This window comes from Paraburkholderia sediminicola (assembly GCF_046026855.1).
Taxonomy (GTDB): Bacteria; Pseudomonadota; Gammaproteobacteria; order Burkholderiales; family Burkholderiaceae; genus Paraburkholderia; species Paraburkholderia sediminicola_A.
In genome coordinates, this window is record NZ_JAQQET010000016.1 from 104,489 (window position 1) to 120,516 (window position 16,028).

Consider the following 16,028-nt stretch of genomic DNA (forward strand, 5'->3'; position numbering starts at 1 on the left):
TGACATGCCCTCGTTGCAAGCTTATCAATTCCGCATGCCGGCAGGTTTCGCTGGCGATCTCCAACGCGCTGAAGTCGCTACGATCGAAACGCAACTGATCGACTCGTCGACTCCTCCGGCCGTGTTTGGCGTTGCCGTCAAATACGTCTCTGGCAAGGTTCAGCCGATCAATCTTTCTGGCGATACCGCTGCTATCGTGCAGGGCGTGAATCTGCGCCCCTACCCGATCCAGGGTAACGGCACCGACCCGCTCGGCACGTCGACGCCGCCGACTTCCGGCGTGACCGACATCCTCAAGCGTGGCTACGTGATGGTCTCGCTGGGCGGCACGACTGCTGCGGCCAAGGGAGGTACGGTGTACGTGCGCGTCGCGACGCCGTCTGGTGGCAAGCCGTTGGGTGGCTTCGAAGCAGCCTCGGATACAACCAACACGATCGCCATGCCGTCGAACTGGTACTTCACTGGTCCCGCAGATGCCTATGGCATTTGCGAAGTGGCTGTCAATATCTAAATCCCGGCGCCTATCGCCTTTCAAGCCCCGCTCCGGCGGGGTTTTGCTTTTCTGGAGCAAAAACACAATGGACATGTCTGTTCAAAAATTCCTCAAGCGCCGGGAAATCGCTGAAGCGTCGCGGAAGTTCGCTCGCCACTTCACGACCGACGGCATGATGACCTACGATCAGATGACGATCGACTCGACCGGCGCGTTCCTCGTCGGCCAGCTCGAACGCCTGGATCAGACGCTCAATGAGCCGCTGGTCGAATTCACCTGGTCGCGCGATGTGGATATTCGCACCGACGTTTCGCCGGCTGACGAACTCGCTTCGTTCACGAACTCCGCGTTCGCGATGGCTGGCGGTATGACTCCCGGTGGTATCAACTGGATCTCGAATGAAGGCAACGCGATCGCCGGCCCGTCGCTGGACATCGGAAAGACTGCGCAGGCAGTTCGCCTGTGGGGCGCCGAAGTCAAGTACACGGTGCCTGAACTGGTGAAGGCTCAGGCTCTCGGCCAACCGGTTGACGTGCAGAAAATTGAGGCGATGAACCTCAAGCGCAACATGGACCTGGACAACCTGGTCTATTTCGGCGACGCAACGATCGGCACCGCCGGTCTCGTGAATTCTTCGTCGATCATCACTCCGACGAACGTTGCAAACGGCGCGGCCAGCACCCCGCAATGGACCACCAAGACCCCACCTGAAATCCTGAAGGACGTCAACGAAGTTCTGACGACGACCTGGCAGAACGCTGGCTGGAAGGTGATGCCGAACCGTCTGCTGTTGCCTCCGGCGCAGTATGGCTATCTGGCATCGACGATGGTCAACACTGCGGCGAATTACTCGATCCTGACGTACCTGCTCGAGAACAACATCTGCACGAAGTCTGGCACGAAGCTGGAAATTCTTCCGCTGAAGTGGCTCATTGGCGCAGGTGCTGGTGGTACGCCGGGCACGCTGGGTACGGTTGACCGGATGGTCGCGTACAACAAGGACAAGAAGTATGTCCAGTATCCGATGACCGAACTTCAGCGCACTCCGCTGGAATATCGCTCGCTGTATCAGATCACGACATATTGGGCGCGCTTCGGCCAGATCGAGCTCCGCTATTCGACCACGTTCGGCTACCGCGACGCAATCTAAGCGGATGCCGGGAGTCGTTGTAATATAGACCTCTCCCGGCTGTTTTCCGGAGCATACTATGACCCGTATCGCCAATCAGGACTTCACCCTGACCCGCGACGACTGCCGGCCGCTGTATTTCAAGGCTGGCGATGAAATTCCCGCGGAGTACGCATCGCACTGGTTTGTGCTGTTGCACACAGACGAACCGGCTGCTGTCGCGGTAGAACCCGACGAGAAACGCAAACCCGGTCGTCCCGCCAAGTCATGAGCATTACGCCCACTCAATTCCGATCGGACTTCCCGGAGTTCACCGATCCAACGAAATATTCCGATACTCTGATCCAGATGTGGTTGACGGTTGCCGCGTCACTGGTCAATGGTTGTCGGTGGATGGAACTCACCAATATTGGGATTGAGCTGGTCACGGCGCACCATTTAACGATCGCTCTGCGCGATCAGACCGCCGCTGCAGTCGGCGGAATACCTGGCGTCATGACTGGACCTACTTCCGCAAAAGCGGTTGATAAGGTCAGTACAAGCTATGACACAAGTGCTGCCACATTGGAGAACGGTGGTTTCTGGAATTTGACGTCCTACGGCGCCAGATACTTAAGCCTCGCCCGCATGATGGGCGCTGGAGGAATGCAGATAAACGGAAATTGTTGATATGAAATCTGGTGCGAAGATGACTCAAGACAACTTAGCGTCGATCATCAAGGCTATCAGTGATATCGCCAGGAAAGACGTTCTCATCGGCATCCCCGACAGCGATCCAGAGCGACAGGATGGCCCGATAAGCAACGCACAGATCGGGTACATTCAAGAGACTGGCTCCCCCGCCAATAATATCCCTGCCAGACCGTTTCTGGTGCCAGGCGTACAGGATGTGCAGGAGCAATGCGCGGAGCGACTTGGCAAGGCTGCTAACGCCGCCCTTGGTGGCTCCATGCAAGCAGCGGAGCGCCAACTGACGAGTGCCGGCGTCACAGCCGAAAACTCCGTAAAACGCAAAATCAACAGCAATATCCAGCCGGAACTCGCTGACTCGACACTCGAGGCCCGGCGCCGCCGCGGCGTGACACGCAAGAACACGCTTGTTGATACCGGCCAGCTCAGAAATTCTGTCACCCACGTTATCCGGAACAAATAGCCATGCCGTTACTCGACGTAGCCGAAATCCTGCTTGATCCGGATTTCGTGGATAGCCTCGTCTGTGCGCGAATGGTTCAGATTGTCGGTGACGATGGCATTGCGGTTGACACACCAAGTTGCTTGCCATTCTTTGGGGTGGTGACGAACAACAGCGGCGATCTTCTGATGCGGTTCGCCGAAGGATCGCGCATTACGGGGTCTATCACTGTCCATAGCCAGTTCAATCTAATCGCTGGTTCTGATGGCATAGACGCCGATGTCGTGACCTGGAATGGTCGACAGTACACAGTAACGAACTTAGGCGATTGGAGCCGGTTCGGGATTGGTTTTACTGCGGCCAACTGCGAACTGATTCCATTATCCGGCGGATCGAATGGCCAATGATTCCACGCAATCAGGCTATCTCGTCCCAACGGCGCCATCTCCGCCGCTTGAGGATGCAGCGCTTGATGCGGTGTTCCAGCAGATGATCGTTGGGCTAACCAACCTTCCCGGAAACATGGTCCGTCCACGGTGGCAGGCGACGGTCCCGAAGCAGCCAGATCCATCGGTGAACTGGTGCGCCATAGGCGTGACAAATAGCGAGACAGATGCGAATCCGGTGATTACCCATAACCCGGGCGGCAATGGATCTGACACGCTCCTCCGTAATGAAGTGCTGACTGTTCTGGCCAGCTTCTATGGACCGAATGCGAGCGCCAATGCGTCACAGGCTCGGGATGGCCTCTTCGTGGCGCAGAACAACGACATGTTGACGACAAACCTGATGGGTCTTGTTGATGTCGGCAGGAAAATGCCGGCCCCCGAATTGGTCAACCAGCAATGGATCCGCCGTTTCGACTTCGAGATAAGGGTCCGCAGACAGATAGTCCGCACATTCAACATACTCAATATCCTGTCGGCTCAAGCAACAGTCGATTCAGATACTCTGACTGAGCCGATCAACGTCTCGCAGTAACCACCACGCAACGAATTCTGAGCCCGCCATGTGCGGGCTTTTTCTATTGGGATCGCACAATGACGACGAGTCAACTTCCTATCTCCCGGCTGATTCAGGGGACGGTCAATCTGTCGCCGAACGCAGCGCAGGCGCAGAACCTGAATACCGAGTTGATTCTTGGCTCGTCGCCCGTGATCGACGTGGTTGCACGGATGCGCCAGTACTTCAGTTCGACGGCCGTTGCCGGCGATTTCGGAACGACTGCGCCTGAATATCTCGCCGCAGTGGCGTGGTTCGGACAGCTTCCTCAGCCAGCCAATGTGCTGATCGGACGATGGGCGCAAATCGCGACTGCTGCACAACTGTTCGGTTCGTCCCTGTCTGCGGCGGCTCAGGTTATCGCGACGTGGAACGCGGTCACGACCCCGGCTTTCACGATCACGATCAATGGCACGCCATACACGATCTCGCCAGCCAGTTTCGCGGGTGCGGTCAACCTCAATGGCGTCGCCGCACTGATCCAGACCGCACTGGCCGCTTCTGTCTCCGGCACAACGTGTGTGTGGAATTCGAGCTTCGCCCAGTTCCAGATCACGGACGGCGTGACCGGATCGACGTCGACGCTCAGCTTTGCGAGCGCGCCGACCGCTTCTGGCTCGATCACGTTCGCTCTGAATCCGAGCGCAGCGGCAACGATCACCATCGGCGGTACAGCGGTCACGTTTGTCACCTCGTTGACGACGGGCAATCAGGTGCTGATTGGCGCGACTCTTGCCGCGACTCTTGCCAACACCGTCACGTTCCTGAATGGGTCGTCTGACGTCAATATCAGCAAGGCTACCTACTCAGTCAATCAGGCTGGAACGGCGCTGCAGATCGTCTACAAGACGGCTGGTACGGCGGGTAACGCGCTCACGATCGCGGCCTCGGTGGCAACCCCTTCTGGCGCAACGCTCGCCGGTGGGTCGGGTACGGACATTTCCGTCCTGCTCGGCATGACCTCAGTTTCGTCGGGCGCGTACGTTGCCAACGGGATCAACGCCGAATCCGCGGTCTCTGCGGCGTCACTATTTGACAACCAGTTCGGCCAGCAGTGGTACGGCTTGACGGTTCCCCAGGCGGCTGATTCGGATCACCTTGCACTCGCCGCATTCATCGAGTCGACGACGAACAAACACTTCTACGGCGTGACGACGCAGGAAGCTGGCGTCCTGACCGCAGTTAGCACGACCGATATCGCTGCCCAGTTGCAGGCGCTTGGTTTCAATAAGACCTGTACGCAGTATTCGAGCAACAGCGCGTATGCAGTGAACTCGCTGCTCGGCCGCCAGTTGACGGTGAACTATGCCGGCAACAACACCGTGATCACGCTGCAATTCAAGCAGGAACCGGGTGTTGCTCCGGAAACGATCAATGCGACGCAGATCAGCGCGCTCGAAGGCAAGAACTGCAATGTGTTCGTCGCCTACAACAACGGCACGGCCATCATCGAGCCGGCGGTTGTTGCCTCGGGGCAGTACATCGACACCATCGTTGGTCTGGATGCATTCGTGATTGATGTGCAGACGGCGCTTTACAACGCGCTTTATACGAGCACGACGAAGATTCCACAGACCGATCCGGGGATGCACATCCTCGCGACAACCATCGAAGGCATCTGCCAACGGTACGTCAATAACGGCCTGTTCGCGCCGGGTACGTGGACGACTGGCGGCTTCGGCACGCTGAATCAGGGCGACTTTCTGCCGAAAGGCTTCTACGTGTACCAGCCCCCCGTCGCATCACAAACGCAGGCCAGCCGTGCCGCTCGCAAGAGCGTGCCGTTCCAGATTGCTGCAAAGCTGGCCGGCGCAGTTCATTCCGCCAACTTCGCAGTGTCGGTCAACCCTTAATCAAGAGCGATTATGAGTACGTACTCGTTTCAGAATTTCGCGCTCACCCTCACGGGGCCGGGCGGCTCGATAACGCTGGGCAATGGCGCAGGCGATGCCAAGGAGGGTGTGACCTTCGAATTTGTCGAAAACGCCAATACGATGGTCATTGGTGCAGGTGGCGAGCCGATGCACAGCCTGAATCCCAGCAAGGGTGGCAAGGCGACGGTGAGGCTGCTTAAGACCTCAACGACCAATGGCAAACTATCGGCCATGTACAACTTCCAGCGCATCTCTTCGGCGAACTGGGGGCAAAACGTGATGGCGGGCTCGGACATCGTCCGCGGCGAGCAGTATTCCTGCCAGCAGGTTGCATTCTCCAAGTTCCCGAACAACGCCTATGCAATGGAAGCGGGGACGATCGAGTGGGTATTCGACATCGGCATCATGGATGCTGCTCTGGCAGCGGTGTAAGCGATGAACGATACCGTTGAAGTGGGCGGCCATCAGTACCGAATTGGCCGCATCGACGCGCGCAAACAGTTTCACGTTGCGCGCCGGCTTGCTCCGTTGCTCGCTGGTATGGGCGGCGCCCCCGACAGGGGCGAGGGATTTGCTGCCTTCCTGGGGCCTCTCTCTGATGCTCTTTCCGGCATGTCCGATGAAGACGTCGACTATGTGCTGGACGCATGTCTAGGCGTTTGTCACCGGATCCAACCGAGCGGCCATCCCGCGCCAGTCATGACGCGCAGCGGCCTCATGTTCGAAGACATCGACATGGGCCAGATGATCCAACTCGCCATAAAAGTCATCCAGGAGAATCTGGGCGGTTTTTTTCCAGGCGCGGCAGCGGCATAAGCGCGAGCCAATCGCAAAACGTCTCGTTGCTCTCGCTGCCTGACGGTGAGGACTGGCTGCTTCAGCCGGTCATGGAAGGCCTGTGCAAGTACGAATCCCTGATAGATGGGACGCTGTGCCTTGAGGATTTGGCGATCCTTAACGATGCTATTGCCGTGCGCGCGGCCAACGAAGAAATACTCAGACAGCAAGCGGAGCGGGATAGATGAGCGATAACGTGCTCCGGGAGTTCCTCGTTAGTCTTGGATTTACCATCGATGAAGTGTCGATGAAGAAATTCACGACTTCGGTCGAGGCAGTTACCAAGTCCGTCAAGACAGTTGGCCTCGAGGTCGCTGCTGCTGCTACCGGCATTGTTGCCGGGGTGAAGATTATCTCCAATCAAATGGAGAATCTTTACTATGCCTCGCAGCGCACGGGTGCGACGGTCGGCAACATCATGGCCTTGCGTTATGCAGCTGGCCAGATCGGTCTGACTGCAGACCAGGCGCAAGGCGCACTCGAGAACTTTGCGCGCACGCTGCGCCTAAATCCTGGCTCCAGTAGCCTGCTAAATTCGCTCGGCGTCACCGGGAAAGACCCGGCAGAGAAGTTCGATAGTTTCATCGCGAAAGCGAGGATGATGCAGCCATACGTGGCGGCTGCATATGCGCAGTTGTTCGGCATCGACCCCGATACCCTGCTGATGCTCGATCAGGGTCAGGACAAGCGGCTTGCTGCGGAACAGCAGTATCGAAGCAATCTCGCGGCGTTCGGAATCGACCCCAATCAGGCGGCGAAGGCCGGAGTCGATTTCAACAATTCGGTCCGGTCTGTCAAGGACACATTTGCCGATCTGTGGATCGTCATTGAGTCCAAGCTTGCGCCGGTACTGGCGCCGCTGGTAGATGAGTTTGAGCAGTTCGCAGAGAACCATGCAGGCGAAGTCGCTCAAGGCATCGCTGATGCTGTGCAAAGCCTCGCGAACTGGATTCAGAGCGTCAACTGGAAGAAGGTTGGCGACGACATTGCCAGCGTCTATCACGCGATCGGCGGCCTGAAAGGCGTCCTTATTGCATTGGCTGCAATTCAGTTGGCGCCCCTGGTAACCGGCATCCTCAATTTGGTGGCTGCGGTGGCGCATCTCGGTGCCGTGGCTGCGGGTGGCGCTATCGCAGGACTGCTGAAGGTTATTGGGCCTGTTGCTCTGATGTTTCACAGCGAAGGACTGAATCAGGGCGAGGATGATTACCTGGCTAAAAGGCGATCGGGCGCACCAACGATCGATACTCCATCATCGCACCCTGATGAGCAATTTGGTCAAATCATAGAACTTCCGGCGCGCAACGCACCCCGCGGCATCCGCAACAACAATCCCGGAAACATCGTCTACGGCGGTTTCGCCAGGCAGATGGGAGCGACAGGTTCAGATGGCCGATTTGCTGTGTTCCAGTCAATGGAGGATGGAATCAAGGCCGCAATCAAACTGCTCGAAGGCTACGTTGCCAAGGGGTATAACACGGTTAGGTCCATCATCAACCGTTGGGCGCCACCCGGTGAGAATAATACTTCAGCCTATGTCGATGCTGTCGCCAAGAAGTTGGGTATCTCCGCGGATGCAAAACTGAACGGCGATCAACTAGGCGGCGTTGCTAACGCGATCTTTCAGCATGAAAACGGCCGCGCCCTTGGCAATGTCAACTCAATGAGTGGCGCGCGTCTTGGTGCTGGCGGTAGTTCGTCTCCGAGCATCAATATCCACCAGCAGAACACGTTCCACATTCCCGGATCATCAGATCCGCAGGGGACGGCTAGAGCAATCGGCGGCGAGCAAAGCCGTGTCAATGGCGACCTTGTAAGAAACTTCGCTGGAGCATTTAGATGAGCGTATTGGGAAACGCGGTTGCAGCAGGCCAGATACTGATTCAACTGCTAACCCAAAAACCTCAGCGTGGCTTTGATGATGGATCTGGTAATTTGTTCGTCCCGGATGCAACAATCGAAGAGGTCCATACAGACGATCTCGAGATAACAGACCATCCCGTAGAACAGGGAACTGCTATTTCAGATCACGCGTTCAAACGCCCGTCAGAATTGATCGTCACGGCCGGCTGGTCGGATAGTCCCAATAACTCCGGATTGGCTAATCAGATCATCGGTGCCGCAGCAAACGCGAGTTCTGCGCTGCAAACCATCATCGGCGCAGCGCGGACCATTGGCGGAATTGTCGACATGTTCGCCAGCAACGGCTCTGGTTCACCGTCCCAGGCTGCTTATCAGCAGTTGCTCGCGATGCAGGAAAATAGGACGCTGTTCACGATCTATACCGGTAAACGGATCTACCGGAACATGCTCGTCAAGTCATTGGCGACCACAACAGATGCAAAGACAGAGAACAGCCTGATCATCCGCATTGGATGTCGGCAGATCCTGATGGCGCAAACGCAGACTGTGACGGTTCCAGACTCGTCGAACATGGCTAATCCAGAGCAGAACGGGGCGACCGTAAATAACGGCGTGAAATATCCGCTACCGTCGCCCAACATCAATACCACTGCGCTGCCGCAGTTCAATTCATCGGGCCAGCAGGTATGACGACTCACTACGAAATACCGCTGTCACCCGAGCCGCAGACGTTCACCATCGCGCTCGCCGGCACGACATACGGCTTCACGGTAGGCTGGAACGCTCCCAATGCATCGTGGATGATCGACATCGCTGATGCCAGCGGTAACCCGATCCTGTCGGGAATCCCGATGGTGACCGGAGCGGACCTGCTCGAACAATATGGCTATCTGTCATTCGGCTTCGCCCTGGTTGCGCAGACCGATAATGCACCCGACGTGGTGCCGACGTTTGCGACGCTGGGTCAGACTAGCCATTTATACGCGATAACAAACCCATGAGTAACCAGTTCGGACGCAAGGCGAGCCTGATCGTCTCGACTGGTACGCAAGGGCTTGACCTGTCGCAGTTTAGGTTCACATTCAGAACAACGAACTCGGACGCCCAGACGCCCAACACGCTGTATGTGAGGGTCTACAATCTTTCGCCGCAGACGGTCGCGAAGATTGGGACCGAGTTCAATACAATTACGCTTCAGGCGGGATACGAAGCTGGAAATTTCGGCATTATATTTCAGGGGTCGATCAAACAGACGGCAACCGGGCGAGAGCGGAATGTCGACTCCTATGTGGATATATGGGGTGCCGACGGCGATGACTGGTTCAATTTCTCAGTCATCAGTCAGTCGCTATCAGCCGGTCAGACACCGCAGCAAGTCATTAGCGCGATCACTGGAGCGGCATCATCAAACGGAACGCCTCCCGTAAAATTAGCCAGCGATGCTGGCGGATTGATTGCGGGCTCTGTGGCAGGAACTGCTCAGGCACTCTCCCGCGGCAAGGTGATGTTCGGGATGAGCCGCGACTATGCGAGAGACTGGTCGAATAAATATGGCTTTCGCTGGTCGATCCAGAATGGCCAGTTTGTGCTTGTTCCTATCACCGGATATCGCCCCGGCGAGGCTGTCGTATTGTCCTCAACTACTGGACTGATTGGCGTTCCAGAGGCTACGCAGGACGGTGTTAGGGTGCGCGCCCTCCTCAATCCACTTATCCGCATTGGCTGCCTGGTGCAGATAGCGCAATCCGATATCAACCAGATAACGACTCAGCAACAAGGCTTGACCTATAACGCCGCAATTGCGACGGTCGTTACTGCCGCGGGATTTTACAGGGCGATGACAGCCGAGTTCAGCGGTGATAGCCGCGGACGGGACTGGTATGTCGACATGATATGCCTCGCGGTCGATGTGTCGGCAAGCAACCAGAGTCAGTCGGTCGCAGCATCCGGTTAGCGATCAATCATGTTCGGCAGTGTGACGCCTGAAAATGGCCGACCATCACTCATTTTCCCGGACACGACAGGGATTCCACCTTGCCATTTGACATTCACTGGCGTTCCTGTCGGAACAAGCCGGCATTGATAGTCGGATGGCTTGGGTTCTGCCCACGGATCGTATCCGTCTTTTAATTTCGTCAGTTGCCGCGCCTGCTCTGGCATATAGCTTCGAGCAACCCTCGCTCGTCCGATCTCCCTGAATAGCCAGTTCGCCTCGTCCAGTGATGGACAAACGATCGCGCCATCATCGACCGGGCTGATGCCTTTGGCTGTCGGTTGTCTGGGCTCCGACCTGGTGCTTTGTCCGGGCATCGTGAATATCTGGTGCTGCCCGAATACGGGTGCAATGCACATCAAAAGAACGACCACACAAGCGATTGTTTTCATCTGATACCTCATGCTCCAATTAGAACGCGTTAATGATGCTCAGGAAGCGCTTCGGCAGGTATTGGGTGGCCATCAAGCACAGGTCTGGACCGCGCTGCCGGGGATTATAGAGAGTTTCAATGCTGGCGCCGTGACGTGCGTCGTGCAGCCGTCGATCAAGGCCCAGGTCAGAGCCTCCGATGGCTCGATGCAATGGGTGGCGCTTCCCCTCCTGTTGGACTGCCCGGTCGTGTTCCCGCGCGGCGGTGGATGCACGCTGACTTTTCCCATCGCACAAGACGACGAATGCCTTGTCGTGTTCGCATCTCGATGCATCGATGCATGGTATTCGGCGGGCGGCGTGCAGGTTCAATCCGAGTTTCGGATGCACGATCTGTCAGACGGATTTGCGCTGCCCGGGCCATTCTCGCAGGCAACAAAGATCGGCAGCATAAGCACGAACAGCGTGCAGCTCCGCAGCAACGATGCAACAACGTATATCGATCTGAACCCGACTAGCCAGAAGGTCAAGATCGTCGCTCCAGGCGGATTCGAAGTGGATGCTCCGACGAATCTGTTCACTGGCGCGGTGACGATTCGGGGACTGCTGACCTGGCTTGCTGGAATGGCTGGCAGCACCGCAAGCGGTGTCGCCGCGACTATTACCGGCGTCATCAACTTCTTCGGTTCGCTTACTTCAAACAGCAAGTCGATAGATAGCACCCATACACATACGGCGCAAGGTGCGACCGCAATTACCACGCCCCCGGATTGAGCATGCGCTATCGAACTCTCGACGCCAACGGTGATTACACGTTTGGCCAGAACGGTGCCAATTTTCTAATCGATTCACCTTCTGCAGTTGCCCAAGCCATCCTCACCCGTCTCAAACTGATTCAGGGAGAGTGGTTTCTCGATCAGACAGCAGGAACGCCATACAACACGCAAATCCTTGGAACTGGCACGGAATCAACCCGCGATCTCGCGGTGCAAACGGTCATTCTCGAGACGCAGGGCGTAACTGAGATTGTCGACTACGCCAGTAATTTCGAGTCGTCCACGCGTACCTTTACGGTCGCCGCGACAGTCAACACGCAATTCGGCCAGACCACTATCACCCAGGCTCTCTGATGGCGACAACTTTTCCGCTTGCGACGTTGGCGTGCACGATCTCGTCGACGGGGATCAGCGCGCCCTCGTACAACGATATTCTTTCGAGCCTCACCGCCAGTTTTCAGAGCATCTATGGATCCGACATCTATATCGATCCAGATTCTCAGGACGGACAGTGGCTTGCAGTGCTGGCTCAGATGGTCAACGACGGTAACCAGGCCGACGTCACCACATATAACGGCTACTCTCCGACGTTTGCCCAAGGCGCCGCACTCTCGAGCCAGGTCAAGATCAACGGCATCCGACGCGATGTATCGAGCAACAGCACGGCAGTCGTCGACATCGGCGGCCAGGCCGGAACGCCTATCAACAATGGCGTGGTCGCTGACCAGAACAGCAACCTGTGGATGCTTCCCGCATCGGTGACGATCCCGATAAGCGGCACGATTGCAGTTACCGCGACTGCCATGGTCCCTGGCACGATAACCGCCATTGCCGGCGCGATCAACCAGATCAATACGCCGACGCGCGGCTGGCAGACTGTATCGAATCCCGCTGCTGCAGTGCCCGGCGCTCCTGTCGAAAGCGATGCCGCGCTTCGCCAGCGTCAGGCTATATCGACCTCTCTGTCAGCGCAAACGCCGCTGCAGGCGATCATTTCTAATGTTGCCAACACGCCTGGCATCGGCCGTAATGCGATCTATCAGAACGACACTTCGGTGACGGATAGCAACGGCATTCCAGACCATTCGATTGCCGTAGTGGTTGAGGCTGGCGATATTGTTACGATCGCCCAGGCTATAGCCGCGAAGAAATCTCCTGGGACCGGGACTTACGGCACGACCGACGAGACCGTATTCGACCCGTCTGGCGTGCCGATCACTATCAAGTTGTTTGATCTGACCGAAATCGGCATCCTGACGCAGATCACCATCGTCCCGTTGACTGGATATGTATCTACGACCGGCGCGCTAATCGTCAATGCTGTTGTGGCGTATCTGTCGGGCTTTGCCATCGGACAGGATTCTCTGCTCGGCAAACTGTTTGGGCCGGCGAACCTTTCTGGCGATGCAGCAACATCCAGTTCGGGTCTCACGCAGGCCCAGCTCGACACGTTGAGCAACACCTATAACCTGCCAGTGACGAACCTGTATCAGGGGCGTTCCGACATGCTGGTGACGGGTGGCCCATACACTGCTGGCGCGAACGTTATCAATATCGCCAACGTGGCAAGTCTTGCAAACGGCAAATCGATCATCGTCAACCAGACGGATGGCTCGCAACTGACCGCGGTCATAACGAACATCACCGGAAACGCCGCGACGTTCACACCCGCGATTGCTGCTGGCAAAACGATCAACGCTGGCGCGCAGGTTCTGGTTAATGGCGATCTGACTCTCGCATTCAATGAAGGCGCGCAATGCGTTGTTGGTGACGTAAATCTGGTGACGTGATGGATGATTCTTATTTCATTGCGTCCCCAACTTCGGCATAATTATTAATATGGAAGCCGAACTAAAAATCTTTTACGTCTATGCCCTATACCGAGAGGATGGCATCACGCCGTTCTATATCGGAAAAGGAAAGGGTGCGCGCTGGACTCATCATGAAAGATGGGCCAAGCGCGGACGCTCGCATAAAGACAACATCATCTGCGAGATTAAAGATCGCGGGGTCTCTGTGCCGCGTGTGAAACTTCACGAAGGCCTGACCGACATGGAAGCGCGTGCATTGGAAATCGAGTTGATTGCAAAGATCGGCCGATATCCTAACGGTCCGCTGACGAATCTGACCGCGGGAGGCGATGGCGTTATCGATCTTCCAAAGGAAGTTAGGCAGCGAGTTGGCGAAATGACGCGCCTGAGACAGCTTGGCGTGCCGTTATCCGTTGAGCATAGAGCAAAGCTTAGCGCCGCTAAAAAGGGAATTCCATTCTCAGAAAAGCATCGCGAGAACCTTAAAGCTGCTCGGGCTCTGGTCGTAATGAGCCCAGAAACAAATATGGCAAGAAGCAAAGCCATAGGTGCAGCACACAAGGGGCGCGTCATGACGGAAGAGCATCGGCGGAAGTTGAGCGAAGCCGCCAAGCGCCGAATGCAGAATCCCTCTGAATTGGAGAAATTCCGCGCAGCCTCCATCGGCAGAAAGCATACGCCAGAGGCTATAGAGAAGAATCGTTTGGCCCATGTTGGGAGGCGACATTCTACTGAGACATTGGCCAAGAAGTCAGAGGCAATGAAGCGAGTATGGGCGGCACGGAAAGGGGTTTCAGTGGATAAGGTGAAAGATGATTGATATCACGACCTACACTAACCTAATAACATCCGAGCATAACCAACGTCCACGTTTCATGGCGATGGTGTCGTTGTTGGCTCAGTGGGCAGTCGATCGGCAGAACATGCTGGCGTCGATCCCGGGGCTGTACGACATTGACGACGCGGTTGGCTCGCAACTCGACGCTATTGGTCTGTGGGTCGGCGCTTCACGCAATCTCGATCTACCACTGACTGACGTCTATTTCAGTTTTGATACGGCCGGCCTGGGGTTTGATCAAGGGACGTGGCTTGGGCCGTTCGATCCTACGAGTGGCCTCGTCGCGCTCCCAGATGCGCAGTACCGCATTCTGTTGTACGCCACCATCGCGGCTAATAGCTGGGACGGGACTGTGCCGGGTGCATACACCGCATGGAATACCATCTTTGCCCCGCTCGGGTATTCGATCCTGATTCAGGATAATCAGGATATGACCATGACGGTGGCGCTACTTGGGCCCACTCCGGATGCCATCACATATGCCCTATTCACTGGCGGCTATCTCAGCCTGAGACCTGCTGGGGTCGGCATTACCGGCTATTACCTACCGACGCTTCCAGGTGTGCCGCTATTCGGCTTCGATGCCGAGAACCCGTCCATTTCCGGCTTTGATGTCGGCTGCTGGGCGACTCTAAACCGATCCCCATCCCAATTGCTTGGCTTCACGTTCATCCTGGGCGAATCAACGCTCGGTTGAAGTAGCCAACGCATTCGCAAATAGAAACCGCCCTATGGCGGTTTTTTGCTTTCTGGAACTTCGATGCCCACTGAAAACGATTTTCTTGCGTTCGCCGTAGGCGGCAGCGCGAACGTTACCTCACAGACAGCCTACGCTGCGAATACGACCCTTACCCAGGGCGGATTTCAATCGGGTATCGCTAACTCCGCAGATCTGAATAAGGTCTGGCGTCAGTCGAGCATCATGAGTGCCGTGCTTGCACAGTTCATCGTCGCTCGCACAGGATCACCCGCGATAGACGACGGTACGACCGCAACGTTGCTGGCCAACCTTGAGTTATCTTCTGCTGCGGTCAATGGTGACTCGACCAAAACATTCAGCGTCGCCCCCGCCACCGCAAGCACGCATGCCGTCCAGTTCGGCCAGGCGACGAACACGACATCCCCATTGGCCCTGGCTACAACGGCTGCCACGGTCGCAAATCAGGCGGTCAACCTGGGGCAGTTGGCCGCCAGCCTAGCAAGCAGCGGATACTTAAAGATTCCAGTCATCTCTGGCGGCGTGACGCGGATATTCATTCTTCAGTGGGTTCGCAACATAACCGCAACCGCAAATGGAAGCGGACAAGCAACCATCAGCGCCGCCTTTCCAATCACATTCCCGAATGCTGTTTTGTCCTATTCCTATACGCCGGACAACGAATTCAGTAGTGTGGGCGCGCAGAGAATCGCGGCGCAATCACCGACCACATCTGGCCAAAACGTGAATATTGATGGCGTTACGGCCAGCGGTCCTTGTGCGATTTCTGGCTTGATAGTGGGGTATTGAGATGACGAAATTTTACTCTGCAGCGCAGAATGCATTTTTTGATGGCGATCTGGAGGCGGAATATCAGTCTGCGGACACGTGGCCAGCGGATGCGGTCGAGGTGAGTGATGCCGTATTTCAGGAGTTTGGATGTAGCAATCCTCCATCTGGTCAGGTGAGGGTTGCCGGGACGTCGGGAGGGCCTTCTTGGGGCGGCCCTCCAGCGCCAACCGCAGCGCAAGCATGGGCATCGTATCAGGCCAGCGCCTTGGCGGCTCTGGTAGAGTCCGACAAGACCATTTTGCGCTGTTATGAGAATACAGTCGCGGTGCCTGCTGCGTGGAGTGTTTATCGGAAAGCGCTACGCACGATTGTGGGCGCTACGTCTGGCGATCCGACTCAGCCACTCCCTGCTCGCCCAG

Annotated in this window: 22 protein-coding genes; 21 read left to right on the forward strand and 1 reads right to left on the reverse strand. The window is 56.6% G+C overall.

Going from position 1 to position 16,028, the window contains the following annotated elements; genetic code table 11:
* The first annotated feature begins 4 nt into the window (after positions 1 to 4).
* From PQR40_RS19270 to PQR40_RS19340, 15 genes are all read left to right on the forward strand, one after another.
* On the forward strand, positions 5 to 511 hold the full coding sequence (locus tag PQR40_RS19270; RefSeq protein WP_408509627.1) for a structural cement protein Gp24: 507 nt from the start codon (positions 5 to 7) through the stop codon (positions 509 to 511).
* 73 nt (positions 512 to 584) lie between these two features.
* A complete protein-coding gene (locus PQR40_RS19275) occupies positions 585 to 1,643 on the forward strand; it encodes a DUF2184 domain-containing protein (protein WP_408509628.1) in 1,059 nt (352 codons plus the stop codon).
* 58 nt (positions 1,644 to 1,701) lie between these two features.
* Positions 1,702 to 1,893 carry a hypothetical protein gene (locus PQR40_RS19280; protein WP_408509629.1) on the forward strand — a complete coding sequence of 64 codons (192 nt, stop codon included), beginning with the start codon at positions 1,702 to 1,704 and terminating at the stop codon, positions 1,891 to 1,893.
* A 2-nt stretch (positions 1,894 to 1,895) separates the two neighbouring features.
* Positions 1,896 to 2,291 carry a DUF4054 domain-containing protein gene (locus PQR40_RS19285; protein WP_408509692.1) on the forward strand — a complete coding sequence of 132 codons (396 nt, stop codon included), beginning with the start codon at positions 1,896 to 1,898 and terminating at the stop codon, positions 2,289 to 2,291.
* Between the two features lie 19 nt (positions 2,292 to 2,310).
* Positions 2,311 to 2,775, forward strand: coding sequence for a hypothetical protein (locus PQR40_RS19290; protein WP_408509630.1), 465 nt, complete (start codon positions 2,311 to 2,313; stop codon positions 2,773 to 2,775).
* Between the two features lie 2 nt (positions 2,776 to 2,777).
* Positions 2,778 to 3,161: a hypothetical protein gene (locus tag PQR40_RS19295; protein WP_408509631.1), complete on the forward strand. Its 384-nt coding sequence runs from the start codon at positions 2,778 to 2,780 to the stop codon at positions 3,159 to 3,161.
* Positions 3,151 to 3,735 carry a phage neck terminator protein gene (locus PQR40_RS19300; protein WP_408509632.1) on the forward strand — a complete coding sequence of 195 codons (585 nt, stop codon included), beginning with the start codon at positions 3,151 to 3,153 and terminating at the stop codon, positions 3,733 to 3,735. Before PQR40_RS19295 ends, PQR40_RS19300 begins: the two co-directional genes overlap by 11 nt.
* Before the next feature lie 59 nt (positions 3,736 to 3,794).
* The gene (locus PQR40_RS19305; protein WP_408509633.1) at positions 3,795 to 5,609 is read left to right on the forward strand and encodes a DUF3383 family protein; all 1,815 of its coding nucleotides are present in this window, start codon (positions 3,795 to 3,797) and stop codon (positions 5,607 to 5,609) included.
* Positions 5,610 to 5,621: 12 nt separating this feature from the next.
* Positions 5,622 to 6,062, forward strand: coding sequence for a tail tube family protein (locus tag PQR40_RS19310; protein WP_408509634.1), 441 nt, complete (start codon positions 5,622 to 5,624; stop codon positions 6,060 to 6,062).
* A gap of 3 nt (positions 6,063 to 6,065) precedes the next feature.
* A complete protein-coding gene (locus PQR40_RS19315) occupies positions 6,066 to 6,446 on the forward strand; it encodes a phage tail assembly chaperone (protein ID WP_408509635.1) in 381 nt (126 codons plus the stop codon).
* A 71-nt stretch (positions 6,447 to 6,517) separates the two neighbouring features.
* A complete protein-coding gene (locus tag PQR40_RS19320; RefSeq protein ID WP_408509693.1) occupies positions 6,518 to 6,655 on the forward strand; it encodes a DUF6889 family protein in 138 nt (45 codons plus the stop codon).
* Entirely contained in the window at positions 6,652 to 8,310 is a 1,659-nt protein-coding gene (locus PQR40_RS19325; RefSeq protein WP_408509636.1) for a hypothetical protein, read from the forward strand. Before PQR40_RS19320 ends, PQR40_RS19325 begins: the two co-directional genes overlap by 4 nt.
* The gene (locus tag PQR40_RS19330; RefSeq protein ID WP_408509637.1) at positions 8,307 to 9,020 is read left to right on the forward strand and encodes a phage baseplate protein; all 714 of its coding nucleotides are present in this window, start codon (positions 8,307 to 8,309) and stop codon (positions 9,018 to 9,020) included. Before PQR40_RS19325 ends, PQR40_RS19330 begins: the two co-directional genes overlap by 4 nt.
* Complete coding sequence (locus tag PQR40_RS19335) at positions 9,017 to 9,331, forward strand: phage baseplate plug family protein (RefSeq protein ID WP_408509638.1); 315 nt, start codon at positions 9,017 to 9,019, stop codon at positions 9,329 to 9,331. Before PQR40_RS19330 ends, PQR40_RS19335 begins: the two co-directional genes overlap by 4 nt.
* A complete protein-coding gene (locus tag PQR40_RS19340; RefSeq protein ID WP_408509639.1) occupies positions 9,328 to 10,284 on the forward strand; it encodes a phage protein in 957 nt (318 codons plus the stop codon). The genes PQR40_RS19335 and PQR40_RS19340 overlap by 4 nt, the downstream gene beginning before the upstream one ends.
* On the opposite strand, the gene PQR40_RS19345 is transcribed toward PQR40_RS19340, so the two are convergent.
* The gene (locus PQR40_RS19345; RefSeq protein WP_408509640.1) at positions 10,281 to 10,715 is read right to left on the reverse strand and encodes a hypothetical protein; all 435 of its coding nucleotides are present in this window, start codon (positions 10,713 to 10,715) and stop codon (positions 10,281 to 10,283) included. The genes PQR40_RS19340 and PQR40_RS19345 overlap by 4 nt on opposite strands.
* A gap of 10 nt (positions 10,716 to 10,725) precedes the next feature.
* On the opposite strand from PQR40_RS19345, the gene PQR40_RS19350 reads away from it, so the two are divergent.
* The 6 genes from PQR40_RS19350 (at position 10,726) to PQR40_RS19375 (ending at position 15,627) form a co-directional block, all read left to right on the forward strand.
* Complete coding sequence (locus tag PQR40_RS19350) at positions 10,726 to 11,469, forward strand: Gp138 family membrane-puncturing spike protein (protein WP_408509641.1); 744 nt, start codon at positions 10,726 to 10,728, stop codon at positions 11,467 to 11,469.
* 2 nt (positions 11,470 to 11,471) lie between these two features.
* Positions 11,472 to 11,825, forward strand: coding sequence for a contractile injection system sheath initiator (locus PQR40_RS19355; protein ID WP_408509642.1), 354 nt, complete (start codon positions 11,472 to 11,474; stop codon positions 11,823 to 11,825).
* Positions 11,825 to 13,261, forward strand: a complete 1,437-nt coding sequence (locus tag PQR40_RS19360; RefSeq protein WP_408509643.1) for a baseplate J/gp47 family protein — start codon at positions 11,825 to 11,827, stop codon at positions 13,259 to 13,261. The genes PQR40_RS19355 and PQR40_RS19360 overlap by 1 nt, the downstream gene beginning before the upstream one ends.
* Before the next feature lie 49 nt (positions 13,262 to 13,310).
* Positions 13,311 to 14,102, forward strand: coding sequence for a GIY-YIG nuclease family protein (locus tag PQR40_RS19365; protein ID WP_408509644.1), 792 nt, complete (start codon positions 13,311 to 13,313; stop codon positions 14,100 to 14,102).
* On the forward strand, positions 14,095 to 14,817 hold the full coding sequence (locus PQR40_RS19370; RefSeq protein ID WP_408509645.1) for a DUF2612 domain-containing protein: 723 nt from the start codon (positions 14,095 to 14,097) through the stop codon (positions 14,815 to 14,817). Before PQR40_RS19365 ends, PQR40_RS19370 begins: the two co-directional genes overlap by 8 nt.
* Before the next feature lie 63 nt (positions 14,818 to 14,880).
* Positions 14,881 to 15,627 carry a gp53-like domain-containing protein gene (locus PQR40_RS19375; RefSeq protein WP_408509646.1) on the forward strand — a complete coding sequence of 249 codons (747 nt, stop codon included), beginning with the start codon at positions 14,881 to 14,883 and terminating at the stop codon, positions 15,625 to 15,627.
* Positions 15,628 to 16,028: the final 401 nt, after the last annotated feature.

Coding starts and splice junctions, on each gene's coding strand:
- PQR40_RS19370 (WP_408509645.1), top strand. CDS start 14,095: ATGATTGATATCACGACCTACACTAACCTAATAACATCCGAGCATAAC.
- PQR40_RS19300 (WP_408509632.1), top strand. CDS start 3,151: ATGGCCAATGATTCCACGCAATCAGGCTATCTCGTCCCAACGGCGCCA.
- PQR40_RS19335 (WP_408509638.1), top strand. CDS start 9,017: ATGACGACTCACTACGAAATACCGCTGTCACCCGAGCCGCAGACGTTC.
- PQR40_RS19365 (WP_408509644.1), top strand. CDS start 13,311: ATGGAAGCCGAACTAAAAATCTTTTACGTCTATGCCCTATACCGAGAG.
- PQR40_RS19320 (WP_408509693.1), top strand. CDS start 6,518: ATGGAAGGCCTGTGCAAGTACGAATCCCTGATAGATGGGACGCTGTGC.
- PQR40_RS19325 (WP_408509636.1), top strand. CDS start 6,652: ATGAGCGATAACGTGCTCCGGGAGTTCCTCGTTAGTCTTGGATTTACC.
- PQR40_RS19310 (WP_408509634.1), top strand. CDS start 5,622: ATGAGTACGTACTCGTTTCAGAATTTCGCGCTCACCCTCACGGGGCCG.
- PQR40_RS19290 (WP_408509630.1), top strand. CDS start 2,311: ATGACTCAAGACAACTTAGCGTCGATCATCAAGGCTATCAGTGATATC.
- PQR40_RS19305 (WP_408509633.1), top strand. CDS start 3,795: ATGACGACGAGTCAACTTCCTATCTCCCGGCTGATTCAGGGGACGGTC.
- PQR40_RS19270 (WP_408509627.1), top strand. CDS start 5: ATGCCCTCGTTGCAAGCTTATCAATTCCGCATGCCGGCAGGTTTCGCT.
- PQR40_RS19295 (WP_408509631.1), top strand. CDS start 2,778: ATGCCGTTACTCGACGTAGCCGAAATCCTGCTTGATCCGGATTTCGTG.
- PQR40_RS19355 (WP_408509642.1), top strand. CDS start 11,472: ATGCGCTATCGAACTCTCGACGCCAACGGTGATTACACGTTTGGCCAG.
- PQR40_RS19360 (WP_408509643.1), top strand. CDS start 11,825: ATGGCGACAACTTTTCCGCTTGCGACGTTGGCGTGCACGATCTCGTCG.
- PQR40_RS19345 (WP_408509640.1), bottom strand. CDS start 10,715: ATGAAAACAATCGCTTGTGTGGTCGTTCTTTTGATGTGCATTGCACCC.
- PQR40_RS19350 (WP_408509641.1), top strand. CDS start 10,726: ATGCTCCAATTAGAACGCGTTAATGATGCTCAGGAAGCGCTTCGGCAG.
- PQR40_RS19275 (WP_408509628.1), top strand. CDS start 585: ATGTCTGTTCAAAAATTCCTCAAGCGCCGGGAAATCGCTGAAGCGTCG.
- PQR40_RS19330 (WP_408509637.1), top strand. CDS start 8,307: ATGAGCGTATTGGGAAACGCGGTTGCAGCAGGCCAGATACTGATTCAA.
- PQR40_RS19280 (WP_408509629.1), top strand. CDS start 1,702: ATGACCCGTATCGCCAATCAGGACTTCACCCTGACCCGCGACGACTGC.
- PQR40_RS19340 (WP_408509639.1), top strand. CDS start 9,328: ATGAGTAACCAGTTCGGACGCAAGGCGAGCCTGATCGTCTCGACTGGT.
- PQR40_RS19315 (WP_408509635.1), top strand. CDS start 6,066: ATGAACGATACCGTTGAAGTGGGCGGCCATCAGTACCGAATTGGCCGC.
- PQR40_RS19375 (WP_408509646.1), top strand. CDS start 14,881: ATGCCCACTGAAAACGATTTTCTTGCGTTCGCCGTAGGCGGCAGCGCG.